Source organism: Campylobacter concisus, from assembly GCF_003049065.1.
In the GTDB taxonomy this organism is placed as follows: Bacteria; Campylobacterota; Campylobacteria; order Campylobacterales; family Campylobacteraceae; genus Campylobacter_A; species Campylobacter_A concisus_BE.
The window spans coordinates 252,503-268,010 of the sequence record NZ_PISC01000001.1 but is presented as its reverse complement, the minus strand read 5'-3'; the positions used below and the strand labels follow the sequence as shown (position 1 = coordinate 268,010).

Below are 15,508 nucleotides of genomic sequence, written 5' to 3'. Positions count from 1 at the left end.
ATCTTATTTGCTACTTGATGAAGTGGTGCTGCTTTGTGAAAAGTCATAGTGCAAGCCGCCCATCGGATAGAAATTTATAGTAAAGTAGATGCCGCTTTTCTTGGTTGAGGCTGAGCCATTTGTCGTTGTTGTTGGCTCGACATCGTGTTGATAAATTAGCCCGTAGTTCCAGCACTTCCTTTGATGAAGCACGCCAACTCTCCAGCTCTTTGTGTAGCTCCTTTCAAGGTCGTATTGCCAGCCGCCAATTAGGCTATACTGATGCGGGAGTTTTACACCAGCGCTACTTGTAAAGTAGCTATCTTTTGTTGCACTATTTTTAGCTTTGCTATCACTCTTTTTCATCGTATGGAGCATATTTATCCAAAATAGATCGTGCGTATAGTAAAGTCCGTTTTGCACCTTTTTAAGCTCTCTATCTTTGTGTGAGTATTCAAGCTTGTTATAAACGCTAAAATTCTCAAACGGATATAGATAGATGGCATTTTTTAAATTTGAATACTCATCATCTTTTGTGTAGTAGCCTTGTGAGATACTGTGTTTGACGACCTTTCTGCCACTGCCGTTAAAGAAATACTGCGTCAAATAGCCAGAAACTTCTTCTTTGCTCTGATCTTGAGCTAAGAAATTTTCATACTCATTTAGATCTTTGTCATAGATAAACTCGTCGTCTAAATTTCCTTTTCTATATCCTGGTAGCAAATACTCAGCACCAAAATTTAAAGTGTGATAAAAGCTCTCATACGCCTTTGCAAGGTCTGTGTGAAGAGCAAATTTATGGTAGTTATTTACAAAATTTGCGTGTTTATCTTCTCTTTTGTCATCAAATGAATTTATCTTGTTTTCGTAGTTTATCCTTGAAGCGTAAAGGTACTCGTAAAATGAAAACGTTAGGCTATCATCAAACAGTGGCACATGCACTGAAGCTGGCAGCGTAAATTCATACTGAGTTGCTCTAACGCCTATCTTCCTATCATATCTATGCGATTGAAGATCGATTGAATATAAGATATTTGGCAAGACTATGTCATCTGTAAATTTATGATACTGAAGCGATGGAAGCTCTTGAAGCGTATCTTTGTTTTCATTCTTTGAGCCGATCTTTTCGGTGTCTATGTAATATTTCGCATAGGCACCAAAGTAGTGATCGTCATTTGCTATGAAGTAGTTAAATTTAGAGGTCACAAGCGAGTCGTAGTCATCATCTCTGCCCTTTAAATTTAGATAGTCTATGTCATTTAGCTTGGTTGCATCTATCCACATGCCCTCTTGCAGATCGGCCTCGCTAAGGTATTTTATGAGTTTATCTCTTTCATATTTTAGCCCGACACCTTTGTGAGTTTTGTTTTTTAGCTCAGCTCTGTTTGAAGTCTCGCTTTTTTGCTTGGCTCGGTAGCTGTTTTTATCAGTAAATGAACCAAAGCTGATCTCACCTCTAGAATCGGGCGAATCAGTAAATCTAAAAGCACCGTAAATTCCAGCGCCCCTGTTTGTTCTTATCTGCGGATCAAACTCCAGATCCCACTCATTATAAGGTGCAAAATATACTGGCTGCTTGTAGTAAAAGCCCTCTGACTTGCCATATCCTAGCTCTGGTGGCAAAAGTCCTGTCCTTCTTGTAGTATCAGTTGAGAAGCCAAAGTATGGCAGGTAAAAGACTGGCACGTTTGCTATGCGAAAGACTGGGTTAAAAAGGTGCAAAAATTTACTCTGTTTGTTTAGCATGGCTGAGCTTGAGGTGATGCTCCAGTCAGGATCTTGGACGTTGCAGCTTGAAACCATCGCCTTTCTTACTCTGTAGTACTCGCTATCAGAGCTGCTCTCATCGCTTCTCATCCACACTTCCATGTCTTTGTTCATCATAAAAAGTGACTCAAAAGCAGCGTTGTTGTTTTTTAAATTTAGCTTAGCGTAGTTTGAGCGAGAGACCTCATCTTTGCCCTTCATCATATTGACATTGCCAAAGAGCTCAATGACTGAGTTGTTTTGATCATAAACAGCACAATCAGCCGTCACAAGATACTCTTGCGAATATACAACGACGTTTTTGTTTGCCGTTACGATGCCCTTATCTTGCTTCACATCATCAGCCAATAGCTGCACATCTTGCACTGCTGCACTTAAACTAAAAACACAAACCGGAATTAAAAATAAAATTTTACGCATTTATCACCACTGTTTTTGCTATTTTGTCTTGCCACGTCTGCCTTGCAGGGTTTGAAAGTGCCCACGCAAAGCCAAGATAAAAACAAGCTTCACTAACTATCCTAAATATCGCCCTAACAAGACTTTGAGTTAAATTTGGCTTATCTAAAATTTCTACATTTATACACATCGTCTTTGTTATCATCTGCCCGGGGCTTGCGCCATAATACCAAACAAAAAATGTGTGATAGATGACTTTTAAAGCGACCACTTGCCAAAATAAATTTAATACTAAATTTCTAGCGTCATCATAGTTGGTGCTAGTAGAAAGAGGCTCCCAATAGATGATCATAAAAAGAAACGAAACTATGATCTCATCGATAGAAAACGCCATGATCCTCTTAGCAAAAGGAGCAAGTGAAATTTCTTCGTTTTGAAGCTTCTCTTCTATCTGCATACTCATTTTAGAGCCTGCCACGCGATATCTTTTCTAAAGTGTGCTCCGTCAAATTTGACATTTTCGCAAAGCTCATAGGCCTTATCACGTGCCTCTTTTATGCTCTTTGCGGTCGCCACGCAGACTAGCACTCTGCCGCCATCTGCGTAAATTTCATCACCCTCTTTGCTCACGCCTGCGTAAGCTATATGGGCATCTTTTACATCATTTAAAACTGAAATTTTAGCCTTTGGGCTACTTTTATAAGGATAGTTTTTGCTAGACATCACGACGCCAACAGCAAATTCATCTTTTAAACTAATAGGCTTTAGCTCGCCTTTTGCAGCATTTAGTAAAATTTCACTCAAATTTCCATCTATCAAAGGCATCAAGACCTCGCACTCAGGATCGCCAAATCTCACGTTAAACTCAAGCACATAAGGCTCATTTTTCACGATCATCAGCCCCACAAAAAGCACTCCACAAAACGGACTGCCCTCGTTTTTCATCCCTTTTAATGTAGGTTTTACCACCTCTTCTTCGACCCTTTTTATCAGCTCTTTTGATGCAAGCGGACTTGGAGCGTAAGCGCCCATGCCACCAGTATTTGGACCCTCATCGTTATCAAGTAGGCGTTTGTGGTCTTGCGCCACTGGCAAGCTTACGAAATTTTCGCCGTCACAAATGGCAAAAAAGCTTAACTCAAAGCCGTCTAAAAACTCTTCAACCACCACAAATTTACCAGCATCGCCAAAGCTAGCTCCACTTAGCATGTCGCTAACTGCCTCTTTGGCTTCTTCTTTGGAATTTGCGATGATCACGCCTTTTCCAGCGCAAAGTCCGTCAGCCTTTACGACCATCGGAGCGCTTAGGGTATCAATAAATTTAAATGCTTTTTCTTTATCATCTGTGTTTAAATATTTTGCAGTTTTTATATTATTTCTAGCTAAAAAGTCCTTCATATAGGCCTTGCTAGCCTCAAGTCTAGCTGCTGCTTTGCTTGGTCCAAAGATGAGCAAACCCTCTTTTTTAAAGAAATCCACCACGCCTTCACTAAGAGGCGCTTCAGGTCCCACGATAGTTAGCTCGATACTATTTTTTTTGGCAAAATTTGCTAGTTCATGAAAGTCTTTTATGTTTAAATTCTCACCAAGGCGTGAGGTCGCACCATTTCCAGGCGCAAAGTATAAATTTATATTTTTTTCGCTTTTTAGTTTTAGAGCAATGGCGTATTCGCGGCCGCCACTTCCTATTATGAGAATGTTCATATTATCTCCGTAAATTTAAAAACCCAAGTGGGCGTCGCATAGAAGAGTGGCCCATAAACAAAGCCAATCTTGCAAATAGATGGATACCAAAAGGTTGCAACTTCTCGCTGTTTAAGGCTCAAACGAAGCCACATCGCAAGGCACCCATACCTTTTCGCTAACAAAAAAGTGTTGGACCCCGTAAAATGCTGACTCGCTTCACTCAGGCAATAAAATTATATAAATTCTTTGCTTAAAGTAACGTTTTGGCAAGTGCGATACAAGCGTTTATATCTTGATTTTGACTAACAAGTGGCTTTGTAAAATTTAGCTCTTTTGCAGTGACCTTTCCGATGCTTATCGTCTGATAGCTCTCATCCCAGCCAAAATTAGTTAGAAAATTTCTCACATTTATCGGAGATGCGAAGATCAAAATGCTATTTTTTGGTGGTTTTAGCTCCATTTTGCAAGGGTTTAAGACATTTTCATAAGCGATGACCGATTTTATATTTACGCCACCCTTTTGTAAAATTTCTAAGAAATTTGAAGCGCTATCTTTGCCTTTTAAATAAAGCACCTTTTTGCCATTTAAAAGTGGCAAAATTTCTCTTGCAAAGTCATCTCCATGAGCATTTTGCCCAGTGTAAATTTTACTAAAGCCAAACTCTCTTGCCACCGCTGCACAACTATTTGCGATAGCAAAAACTGGTAAATTTACACATGAAATTCCATTAAATTTTAAAGCCTTAAAGGCATTTTTAGAGGTTGCCACAAACGCGTCAAATTCACTCAAATTCAGATCAAATTTAAAAAACTCTATCTTGCTAACACTTAAATTTACAACGCTCTCATCAGCCGTCTTTGTGTTTGAGACAAGATAAATTTTACGCAACTCTTTTTAGTCCTAAAAATGAGATAAAAGCAAGCACGCTGCAAGCTAAAATAGCTATTGAAGTAGAGTAAAAAATGTCGCCAAGACCAACTAGTGGCGAGATGATGCCGCCTAAGAAAAATGGGCAAAATCCAAGCACCGCTGAGGCTGAGCCCGCGTACTCCCTGCCCTCATTCATCGCTAGTGATGAGGCCGTTGGTAAGATAAAGCCAGTAAAGAGCAAAAGCAAGAAAAATGCGATGATAACGCCGATCACTTCAAATTTAAAGCAAAGCATAAACGCTATAAAAATGCTAGCAAACAAGGTGCCAAAAAGCCCAGTTTTTAGTGCTTTTCGCTCGTTTAGCAAGCTTGCAAGCCTAGCACCTATGACGATGGCTAGGCCATTTGCCGCAAAGCAAAAGCTGTAGCTTACTGGGCTTAGCAGGTAAAACTCTTGTAAGATAAAAGACGATGCCGCGATATAGGCAAACATCGCAGCCATCGTAAATGTCTGAATCGCAATAAATAGCATAAATTTCTTTTTTCTTAAAATTTTGCCAAAGACGCTGTAGGTCTGAAGCAAAGGCACTTTTAGGCGGTTAGCAGGGCTTAGGCTCTCTTTGAAGTAAAAATTTGCGATAAATAGCAAAATGCCAATGATCGTTAGCGCCATAAAGATGCCGCGCCAGTCGGTAAATTTAAGTAGCAAGCTGCCGCCTATTGGTGAAAATATCGGAGCAAGACCATTTACAACCATCATAAGACTAAAAAATTTTGTCATCTCGTGACCCTTGTAAAGGTCGCTCACAACGGCTCTTGAGATAACCAGACTGCCCGCACTTGCAAGCCCTTGGATGATGCGCATAAAGATAAAAAACTGGATATTTTGCGCAAAAAATATAAAAATCGTGCTAATCGTGTAGATGATGAGCGAGATGGTAAGTGGTGTTTTTCGACCAAATTTATCGCTGATTGGACCAACTATTAGCTGACCGATCGCAAGGCCTGCCATCGAGGTCGTAAGCGTTAGCTGGGTTGCTGAAACGCTTGTGCCAAACCACTCAGTTATGGCTGGAAGTGCTGGCAGGTAAAGGTCTGTGACAAATGGTCCAAATGCTGAAAGCGCGCCCAAAAATAGTAGTAAAAATAGTTTGGAATTTTCTTTTTTCATAGCTCTTCTTTAAATTTTAAAGGGATTATATTATGACTTTGCTTTTTGGGTTATTAAGGGTAAATTTAATGTGATTTATAAAAGAGAGAAGCCCTAAAATAGGGCTTATTTTACATTTTGTCTTTTGTGACGATAAGTAACATTTTGAATTTGTCTTTCACTTTTAGGCCATGTGGGATCTTGCCTGGAAGCACGATGCTATCGCCTTTTACTAGATGAAAACTCTCATCAGCTATCTTTAAATCAAGCTCGCCATCAAGCGCGATAAGTAGCGCATCTCCAGGGGCAGCGTGGGTTGAGAGCTCTTGGTCTTTGTCAAAACTAAGCAGCGACATCGAGCCATTTTCGTTTTTGACAAGCGTCTTGCTAACTATCTTGCCACTCTCGTAGCTAACGGCATCTGCGAGGCTAAAGACACTCGCTTTGTCTAAATGATCTATCATAACATTCTCCTTAAAATCTATTAGTAAATATTTTGTCTTCTTTGTAAATTTGAGCTTTCGCCAGGTTTTTGCCTCGATAAGGCAGGCTTCGTCGCGCCCAAGCTTCATCTGCTTTTCGCCATACTCAAGCTGCGCTTCGCCGTACGAAGGCAAGGCTATCTATAAAAAGCATCTCGTGATCAAGCTCCTCGTCCTCGTCAAATGCGTATATATCTACGCTTGCGTTTTTGTTTTGAAAGAGCCTTTTGCTAACGACGCTTTTTTCAACTATCTTTGTGTCTTTGTCAAGATTATAAATTTTGCTCAAGTTGTATCCTTTTTTGCGAAGGATTATAATGCAAGTTTTGATAATAGTTCTTAACTTATGTTAAGGAATTTGACTATTTTAGTCCTTTTTTTAGCTTTCTTATCAAAAATCTAGCAGGGTGTAGCTCGTAAAATAGCGATCTTTCTATGCAAAGTGGGCGAGCAAGCACAAGATCCGTTATCAAATTTGCTCCAAGTATCGCCGTACCAAGGCCGCGCGAGCCGTGAGCGAAATTTACAAAGAGATTTTTTTCGTAGCTTGCTTTTGGATTATTATCTTTATTTTTGCTCCAAAATAGCCCTTTGTAGTTTTGCTTGTAAAACTCCTCGTCATGTAAAGCGCCAATTATCGGAAATCTATCTCCGCTGTAACTTCTATATCCCACACGTGAGCCGATGATGGTGGCTTTTGTGGCGTCAAAAAACTCGCTCACGTCGCTTAAATTTTTAGCATTATCCTCATCTTTTGGCGTGTCGCAAATTTCATTTCTAGAGTAGGTTGCACCGATGACTTGCACACCTTTGACGGCTGGACAGATGTAGCCTTTTGCGCTTAGTGGCAGAGTGTTTTTTAGCACTGGCTTTAGGTGCGTGACTTGGCCGCGGACGCTGCTTATTTGCATGTCATAGTCTTTAAAAATTTCACTACTTCTGCTGCCTGTGCAAAAGATCAAAATATCAGCCTCCAAGCTTTTTTTATTTTTAAATTTAACGCTTATCTTGCCATTTTGCAGGTGCGTCCTGCTCTCGTACTCGTGGTTAAATAAAATTTCAAAACCGCCTGATAGAAATTTACAAATTTCTTTTGGTCTAGCATAAGCCGCCTCTTTTATAAATATCCCAGGATATGGCTTTAAGCTCTCATCAAATTTAAAAACATCCTCCGCGTTTTGACCCTGCCATGAGGCGTACCTTTTAACTAGCTCATCATCAAACGCATAGTCGATGCAGCCATTAAATTTGATAAGACTTTTTGGTAAATTTGCCTTGTAAAATCTCACTGCCTGTAAAAACGCATTTATGTGCATGCGGCCTAAATTTACCCCAGGCTTCGTAACTAGTGGCATCAAGGCGCCGCAGTGGTTACCTGAGCCATTTGCCGCGACCTCACTCTTTGCCTCGGCGATCACCACTTTAAAGCCATTTTTAGCTAGCTCTCCAGCGGTAGCAAGCCCAGCCACACCTGCTCCTATAACAAGCGCTGTTTTGCCTTTTACACTGGCAACTGGCTCGCACCTAGCAAACCAAGCGTCCTTTAAATTTTCATCCTTTTTCTCTAGCACGGCGCTACTCATCTGGCGTTTTCTAGCGTAGCCCTCTTTTAGGCTCAGCAAAAAGCCAGCATTTTTTAGCCCATCTTTTACTATTTTTGCGCACGAGTAAGTTCTAACTATGGTGCCAACCCTGCTTAACCTTGCGATCTGTTTAAAGACCTCTTCGCTCCAGATCGAGCCATTTTTGCTTGGGGCAAAGCCGTCTAAAAACCAGATATCAGCGGCAAAATCAAGCTCGGGCAAAATTTGATCTGCCTCGCCGTAGCAAAGATCAAGGGTGATATTTGGCGCGAAATTTATGCGGTGTATGCCAGAAATTAGCGGCGGATAGAGCGAAACTAGCTTTTTAGCATAGGCCTTAAAAATGCCTAAATTTTCATAAATTTTTAAAATATCTTCTTTTTTAATGGGGCTTTTTTCGATGCTAACGAAGTGAAGTTTTTTAGAGCTATCTTTAAATTTCTTACAAAGTGTGAAGAAATTTAACCCAGCGCCAAAGCCAGTCTCAGCGACTATAAAGCTATCTTTGCTCTGCCAAATTTCATCAAGTGCGCTCGCAAAGACAAATTCGCTCTCAAGCCAGGGCTTGTCGGTGTTAAAGTAGATATCGCCAAACTCTTCGTTAAATGGAATTTGTCCTTTAAAGCTTAAATTTGCATTTTTCATCTATTTTTTGCGAAATATCCATCTATGCCATTTGCGATGCCGTTTGCAAGTGCTTTTTGATAGGCCTCGTCAAAGAGTTTTTCGCCCTCGACTGGATGTGTGATGTAGCCGATCTCGACAAGAACTGCCGGCATAAGAGCGCCCACGAGCACCCAAAATGGCGCCTCTCGCACGCTGCCGTCGCTGGCTGCATAGACCTTTCTAGCGCTTGCTAAAATTTCTTTTTGGATGTCGATACCAAGCTTGTTTGAGGCGATGATCTTCTCGCGATTTAGCACGTTTAGAAACGTTTGCTGCGAAAAGTAGTTCATCTCTTCGATGTCTGATTTGTTTTCAAGTGCGGCTGCGTTTTTGCTGCGCTCGCTCCTTGCAGGCGATAAGAAAAATGTCTCGATGCCGTGCATGCTCTTTGCTTTAGCAGCGTTTGGAGCGGCGTTTGCGTGGATGGATACAAAGAGGTCAGCCATCTTGTCGTTTGCAAATTTTGTTCTTGATCTTAAATTTATAAAAACATCAGTTGATCTGGTGAAATAGACCTTGTAGCCACGAGATTTTAGTATCTCGCCAAGCTTTTTGGCTACACCTAAAACGGCTGTTTTTTCTTTTAAACTGCCATTTACCGCACCTGGGTCTGTGCCACCATGCCCTGGGTCGATGACGATCGTTTTGTTGCGTGAAAACTTACCCGCAGCAACTGGAGGCAAAGGCTCTTCTACTGGCTCACTTTGTGCTGGCTCAGACTTTAAATTTGGCTCTACTGCGCTTTGTGCTGGCTTTTCATTTTTATTTTTAAGCTTATGAAGCGGTGCTCTTACATTTTCATTTGAAATGAAATTTTGAGCGCTGATTATTAGCAAATCCCCAGTCGCATTTGCTTTTATCGTCTTTTGCACCTTGTCAGAAAAGATGATCCTGACGGTGTTTTTGTCATACTGAGAGATGTGAATGTAGTCTGAGATGAAATTTTTATAAGTTAGTGGATTGCCATTTAGCCTGCCATCAATGTCCATGATATTTTTGTAGGCATTTTGCTGTTTGGCAAACGATGTTTTTAGCCTTGCGGTATCTAGCTTTGTGTTAAATTTAAGCACCAAGGTGTCATTTACCTTTGTGGCGCTTAGTAGCGTTAAAGCTGGCGAAACCACTGGCGCGCTGGCACCTTTTACGCCGTTTATCGCATTTAGGTCCCTTATATATGCGCTTGAGTCAAAGCCAAGCGCCTTTGAGCTTGTTATTAGCCTAGTAAGTGCCTGCTTTTTCGTGTTTTTGTCGTTTTTAATGATCGCATCAACGTAGATATTTTTTATATCATTATGAAGCTTGATCTTAGCGCTTCTATTTAGAGCCATAAAATTTCTATCAAATTTGGCAAAAGTCTCCGAATTTGTCGCCGCAAAAAGAAAGCTAAATGCCAGAAAAAGAGATATTAAAACCCGTTTCATTCACCATGTACCAGCTTATGCATTAGCTCTTTTACGCTTATTAGCTCTTTTAGTTTGTAGCCGTTTGCTCCCGTGAAAAATAGCCCGCTCTCTTTTTTGCCGCTATATGCGTCAAATAGCCTATCTGCGATGCAGTATCCAACCTGCTTTGCCTCTTTGCCTCTTTGGCAAGGGCTCACGCAGTTGCTTATACACTGGATCTTTGGACCCATTCTTTTATCGACTAAATTTATCAAATTTGTTCTTATCCCGCGAGCTGGGTAGCCAACTGGGCTCTTTATAAGCTCGATGTCTTTCTCTTCAGCCGCTAGCAAGACCTCTTTAAAGCCGATGTCTGCGTCGCACTCGTGAGTGCCTATAAAGCGTGTGCCCATCTGAACGCCATTTGCTCCAAGCGATATCGCCTTTTCGATGTCGTTTTTATCCCAAATTCCACCAGCTGCGATGAGAGGGAAGTCGCCCCACTCTTTGATCTCAGCTTTTACCTGCGGGATGAGATTAAATAGCGAAAACTCAGGATCAAGGCACTGCTCGTATGTAAAGCCCTGGTGGCCACCACTTAGCGGTCCTTCAAGCACGACAGCATCAGGCAAGCGCTCATATCTTTGAAGCCAGCGCTTACAGATGATCTTTAGTGCTTTTGCGCTTGAGACGATCGGAACTAGTGCTATCTCTTTAAAATTTTGTGTAAATTCAGGTAAATTTGTAGGCAAGCCTGCACCTGAGACGATGATATTTATACCAGCCTCGCAAGCGTCTTTAACCACCCTTGCGTAGTCGTTTGCAGCATACATTATATTTACGCCAAGTGGCAATTCGCCACAAATTTTACGTGCATTTTCTATGACTGCTCGAAGCCCTCTTGTGGAGTAGAAATTTTCGCTTCCAAAAGGCTTTGCATTTAGCTCTTTATCTATAAATTTGCGGTTTTCATAGTAGCCTGTGCCAACTGAGCTAATTATGCCAAGACCGCCTTCTAAGCTCACATTGCCAGCTAGTTTGTCCCAGCTGATGCCAAGCCCCATACCGCCTTGAAATATCGGGTATTTTATCTCGTATTTACCTATTTTTAATGGCTTTAACTCCATTTATTCAACCTTTATCTTCGCAAATTTACGCTTACCAACCTGCAAGATATACTCGCCTGCTCCTAATTTTAACTGCTCATCACTAATTTTTTCTTGATTGACGCTAACTGCGTTTGCTTTTATATCTCGCCTTGCTTGAGAGTTTGACTCACTTAGCCCGCACTGAGATAAGGCTTCAACTATCCAAATCGGCGCTTTTAAACTAAATTCTTTCATATCAGTTGGGAGCTGATTTTGAGAGTGCACGCTGTTAAATTCAGCCATAGCAGCCTTAGCAGCCTCCTCGCCATGATACCTCGCTGTTATCTCATAAGCAAGATCCTCTTTCGCCTTTTTTGGATGATATTTGCCACTATTTACGTCGTTCATCAGTTCTTCTATCTCGCCAAGTGTTTTTGTGCTTAGTAACTCGTACCAGCGCCACATAAGCTCATCACTTATACTAAGCGTTTTTGCAAACATATCATTTGCATTTTCAGTTACGCCGATGTAGTTGCCAAGGCTCTTGCTCATTTTATTTACGCCATCAAGTCCCTCAAGAAGTGGCATCATGATGACAGCTTGCTCTTTGCCGATATTATATGTTCGCTGCAAAGTTCTGCCCATTAAAAGGTTAAATTTCTGATCCGTGCCGCCCATCTCGATGTCGCACTTCATCGCCACGCTATCATAGCCTTGAAGAAGTGGATACATAAACTCAGAGATTGATATAGGATTGCCCGCCTTTATCCTCTTTTCAAAGTCATCTCGCTCTAGCATCCTAGCTACTGAAAATGTGCTAGTTAGCTCGATTATGCCAGTAGCACCAAGCTCATTTGACCATTTTGAGTTAAACATTATCACAGTTTTTTTAGGATCTAAAATTTTAAAAACTTGCTCTTCGTAAGTTTTGGCATTTTTTAAAACAGTCTCTTGATCTAGCTTTTTTCTAGTGGCTGACTTGCCTGTTGGATCGCCTATTTGAGCGGTAAAATCGCCTATCAAAAACTGCACGATCGCGCCATGTTTTTGAAGCAAAGCCATCTTGTTTAAAACGACTGTGTGACCTAGGTGAAGGTCTGGAGCTGTTGGGTCAAAACCTGCTTTTACGTAGAAATTTTCGCCTTTTTCATAATAATTTTTAACCAAATTTTCAACTCTCTCAGCATCGATCATCTCGGCAACGCCGCGGTTTATCTCTTGTAAAATATCGTCTATATCTTGAACCATTTTTCTCTCCTAATTATGATATGGGTCGCTTTGCGAAACAAAATCAATAATCTTATATCTATCTTTGATCTTCTCTTTGATCTCGTTTGCATCGATGTTTTCTGCTATTTCGACGCTTATTTCAAACGTATCTCCGCTAAGATCATTTGCTTCGTTTAGCGAGATTGTAGCTAAATTTATATCAAGTCTAGCAAGATATGTTAAAAATTCAGCCAACGCACCTTTTCTGTTTTCTAAATTTAATAAAATTTTATACCTATGTGGGGCATTTCTCGTCCATTTGACGAAAATAATCTCATCGCCACTCTCCATGAGCTTACCAGCGCGCTCACAAAGCTTGTGATGCACTGTCACGGTGTGACCATTTTTAAAGCCAACTATGCTATCGCCCCTTTTTGGATTGCAACAATAATCAAACTCGACATTTGAAATTTTGTGGTTTGAGTAGATCACTATGTTTTCAAATTTTTGCTTTTTGATCTGGTATTTGTCGCCCAAAGAGATCATAAATGGGCGCTCTTTTCTGATGTATTTTTTAAGCATATTTGCCACTTCTTGCAGATACTCGCTATCAGTTGCCGCGCGAAATACCTTTTTGCCTAAATTTTCGCACTCTACCCACTCTAAAATTCTATCTTTTGAGACGTTAAATACTGATTTTAAGATATCTATCGCCATTTTGTAGTTTATATCTTTGATCTTTTGCTTACAAAATGACCTTATCGTCGCCTTTGCCTTGCCTGTTCGCACGCTATTTATCCACGAACAGCGAAATTTAGCCTCTTCGCCAGTTACTATCCTAACGATATCGCCATTTTTTAGCTCTGTTAGAAGCGGCATCCTAACGCGGTTTATATAAGCCTCTTTTGCGTAAAGTCCGATCTCTGAGTGAATCTCATAAGCATAATCAAGCGCCGTAGCACCTCGTGGCAGAGTAAAGACCTCGCCCTTTGGAGAATAAACTGCGATATCTTCGATATAAAGGCTATCTTTTGCGTATTCATATAGCTCTTCGACGTTGCTCTCGTTCTCGCTATTTTGCATGCTGATGTCATTTAGCCAGTCAAGCTTTGGATTTAAGAGGCTGCCCTCGCCGTTTTTATATTTCCAGTGAGCAGCAACGCCGTATTCGGCAGTTTTATGCATATCATAAGTGCGAACTTGCGCCTCAAATATGCTTTTGTTATCAAAAATGGTTGTGTGTATCGTTTGATAGCCATTTTGCTTTGGAAGTGCGATATAGTCTTTAAATCTAGAAATTAAAGGGTTGAAATTTATATGTAAATTTCCAAGTGCTAAGTAGCAATCAAGCGGCTTTTCCACGATGATCCTAATGGCAAGCAAGTCAAGCACCTCTTCTATGGAAATACCCTTTCTTTGCATTTTTAGGTAGATCGAGTAGTAGTGTTTTATGCGTTTTTGTATCTCAAAAGTGCCCTCGATAAAGCCATTTTCAAGCAAAATTTGACTTACTTTTTCATTAAAAGCATTTAGTTTTAGGCTAAGCTGCTGCTTATTTTTGTTTAGGTAGCTATCGATCTTTGTGTACTCTTCTGGCATCGCATACTTAAAGCTTAGATCTTCAAGCATGTTTTTGATCGATGAAATTCCCAGCCTATGAGCGATCGGAGCATAGACCATAAGCGTCTCTTCCGCTATGCGTTTTTGCTTTTCAGGCCTTAGCGCTTCAAGCGTTAGCATGTTGTGAAGTCTGTCGCAAAGCTTTACGACAAGGACTCTGACGTCTTCTATGGAGATTAAGAGCATCTTTCTAAAAGTTAGCGCCGAGCTTGCTAGTTTTTCGTTGCTATCTGAGCTTGCAAGCTTGTTTTCTCTAATGGCAACTATCTTTGTAAGTCCCTCAACCAGCTTTGCTACCTCATCGCCAAATTCAGCCTGAAGCTCACCTAACGTTACGTCGGTATCTTCGACCACGTCATGAAGGAGTGCAGCTATAACCATGCTCTCATCGCCGCCCATATTTGCTACGATAGAGGCTACTAAGATGGGATGGATGGCGTATGGTTCGCCGCTTTTGCGGTATTGTCCAGCGTGAAATGTGACGCAGCTATCTACGGCTTTGTCTAAAATTTCACTTCTTTCACAAAGAGAAAAGAGCAGTTTTATCGCTTCTGAAACGTTTTTGCAAGCTAAAATTTGCTCTATTAACTGCTCTAAAAAAAGACTATTTTCCTTCAACTATTGCCTCTAAGCCTATTTTGCCCTCAGCCACTTCAAGTAGTGCTATGTCGGCAAATTTCATCTTTGAAGTATCAGCATCAACTAAAGCTATGGCGCCATTTGCTAGCGCTTCTGCACGCTTTGCAACGATAAGTGAAAGCTTATATCTATCATCTCCTACTTGTTTTAGCGCTCTTGCTGTGATTTGTTCTGTTCTCATTTTTATCCTTTTTGAAATTTATTTTACAACTGAGTATAGGGCTGCTTCTTCTTCATTTATTATTTTTAATAAATTTCCAGCCTTAAACATATTACAAACTAAGATCGGCAGTGCGTTGTCCTTTGCTAAAGCTATGGCAGTATCGTCCATAACCTTGATATCATCGCTCATCGCCTTTTCGTAATTTAGTGATTTTAGAAGTTTTGCATCTTTGAATTTTTTAGGATCTTTGTCATAAACGCCATCAACTTTTGTCGCTTTTATGATCATATCTGAGCCGATCTCGATAGCTCTTAGCGTAGCTGCTGTATCTGTTGTGAAGAAGGGATTGCCCGTGCCTGCAGCAAAGATGACAACTCTGCCCTTTTCTAAATGGCGCTGCGCACGTCCCACGATAAATGTCTCACAGATCGCCTCCATCTTGATCGCGCTTTGCACTCTTACTTCAAGCCCGCTTCTCTCCAAAGCTTCACGCATCGCGATCGAGTTGATGACAGTTGCTAGCATGCCCATGTGATCGCCACTTGTTCGTTTGATGATACCATCTTTTGCAGCGCTCACACCGCGCACTATGTTGCCACCGCCTATTACGATGCCAACTTCGATATCATTTTCTATAAGCTCTTTTATCTCGCTTGCTATAAATTTAAGCACAGCTGTGTCTATACCAAAACCATTTTCTCCAGCCAAGGCTTCGCCTGAAAATTTGACCAATACGCGTTTTCTCTTACTCATTGTCATGCTCCTTGAAATTCACGCATTTTAGCCAAAAAGGCTTTAAATTTAGCTAATAACGCTTACAAAGT

At 40.9% G+C, this 15,508-nt stretch carries 12 protein-coding genes and 1 pseudogene; all 13 read right to left on the bottom strand.

What is annotated here, in order from left to right:
* Positions 1 to 3 precede the first annotated feature (3 nt).
* Positions 4 to 2,166 carry an LPS-assembly protein LptD gene (locus CVS81_RS01300; RefSeq protein WP_107964831.1) on the bottom strand — a complete coding sequence of 721 codons (2,163 nt, stop codon included), beginning with the start codon at positions 2,164 to 2,166 and terminating at the stop codon, positions 4 to 6.
* Entirely contained in the window at positions 2,159 to 2,608 is a 450-nt protein-coding gene (locus CVS81_RS01295) for an RDD family protein (RefSeq protein ID WP_103596999.1), read from the bottom strand. Before CVS81_RS01295 ends, CVS81_RS01300 begins: the two co-directional genes overlap by 8 nt.
* The gene (purD, locus tag CVS81_RS01290; RefSeq protein ID WP_107964830.1) at positions 2,605 to 3,849 is read right to left on the bottom strand and encodes a phosphoribosylamine--glycine ligase; all 1,245 of its coding nucleotides are present in this window, start codon (positions 3,847 to 3,849) and stop codon (positions 2,605 to 2,607) included. Before purD ends, CVS81_RS01295 begins: the two co-directional genes overlap by 4 nt.
* Positions 3,850 to 4,081: 232 nt before the next feature.
* On the bottom strand, positions 4,082 to 4,720 hold the full coding sequence (locus CVS81_RS01285) for a uroporphyrinogen-III synthase (protein ID WP_107964829.1): 639 nt from the start codon (positions 4,718 to 4,720) through the stop codon (positions 4,082 to 4,084).
* Positions 4,713 to 5,873 carry a multidrug effflux MFS transporter gene (locus tag CVS81_RS01280; RefSeq protein ID WP_107964828.1) on the bottom strand — a complete coding sequence of 387 codons (1,161 nt, stop codon included), beginning with the start codon at positions 5,871 to 5,873 and terminating at the stop codon, positions 4,713 to 4,715. Before CVS81_RS01280 ends, CVS81_RS01285 begins: the two co-directional genes overlap by 8 nt.
* A 110-nt stretch (positions 5,874 to 5,983) precedes the next feature.
* A pseudogene (locus CVS81_RS01275) lies at positions 5,984 to 6,623 on the bottom strand (cupin domain-containing protein).
* Positions 6,624 to 6,696: 73 nt separating this feature from the next.
* Complete coding sequence (gene mnmC / locus CVS81_RS01270; RefSeq protein ID WP_107964827.1) at positions 6,697 to 8,562, bottom strand: bifunctional tRNA (5-methylaminomethyl-2-thiouridine)(34)-methyltransferase MnmD/FAD-dependent 5-carboxymethylaminomethyl-2-thiouridine(34) oxidoreductase MnmC; 1,866 nt, start codon at positions 8,560 to 8,562, stop codon at positions 6,697 to 6,699.
* Positions 8,559 to 10,004 (bottom strand): N-acetylmuramoyl-L-alanine amidase family protein, encoded by a 1,446-nt coding sequence (locus CVS81_RS01265; protein WP_107964826.1) that lies wholly within the window; start codon positions 10,002 to 10,004, stop codon positions 8,559 to 8,561. The genes mnmC and CVS81_RS01265 overlap by 4 nt, the downstream gene beginning before the upstream one ends.
* Positions 10,001 to 11,092, bottom strand: a complete 1,092-nt coding sequence (locus tag CVS81_RS01260) for a nitronate monooxygenase (protein WP_107964825.1) — start codon at positions 11,090 to 11,092, stop codon at positions 10,001 to 10,003. Before CVS81_RS01260 ends, CVS81_RS01265 begins: the two co-directional genes overlap by 4 nt.
* Entirely contained in the window at positions 11,093 to 12,301 is a 1,209-nt protein-coding gene (gene tyrS, locus CVS81_RS01255) for a tyrosine--tRNA ligase (protein ID WP_107964824.1), read from the bottom strand.
* Between the two features lie 9 nt (positions 12,302 to 12,310).
* Positions 12,311 to 14,500 carry a RelA/SpoT family protein gene (locus CVS81_RS01250; RefSeq protein ID WP_107964823.1) on the bottom strand — a complete coding sequence of 730 codons (2,190 nt, stop codon included), beginning with the start codon at positions 14,498 to 14,500 and terminating at the stop codon, positions 12,311 to 12,313.
* On the bottom strand, positions 14,487 to 14,702 hold the full coding sequence (locus tag CVS81_RS01245) for a DNA-directed RNA polymerase subunit omega (RefSeq protein ID WP_004317259.1): 216 nt from the start codon (positions 14,700 to 14,702) through the stop codon (positions 14,487 to 14,489). The genes CVS81_RS01250 and CVS81_RS01245 overlap by 14 nt, the downstream gene beginning before the upstream one ends.
* Before the next feature lie 18 nt (positions 14,703 to 14,720).
* The gene (gene pyrH / locus CVS81_RS01240) at positions 14,721 to 15,437 is read right to left on the bottom strand and encodes a UMP kinase (protein WP_009294284.1); all 717 of its coding nucleotides are present in this window, start codon (positions 15,435 to 15,437) and stop codon (positions 14,721 to 14,723) included.
* Positions 15,438 to 15,508: the final 71 nt, after the last annotated feature.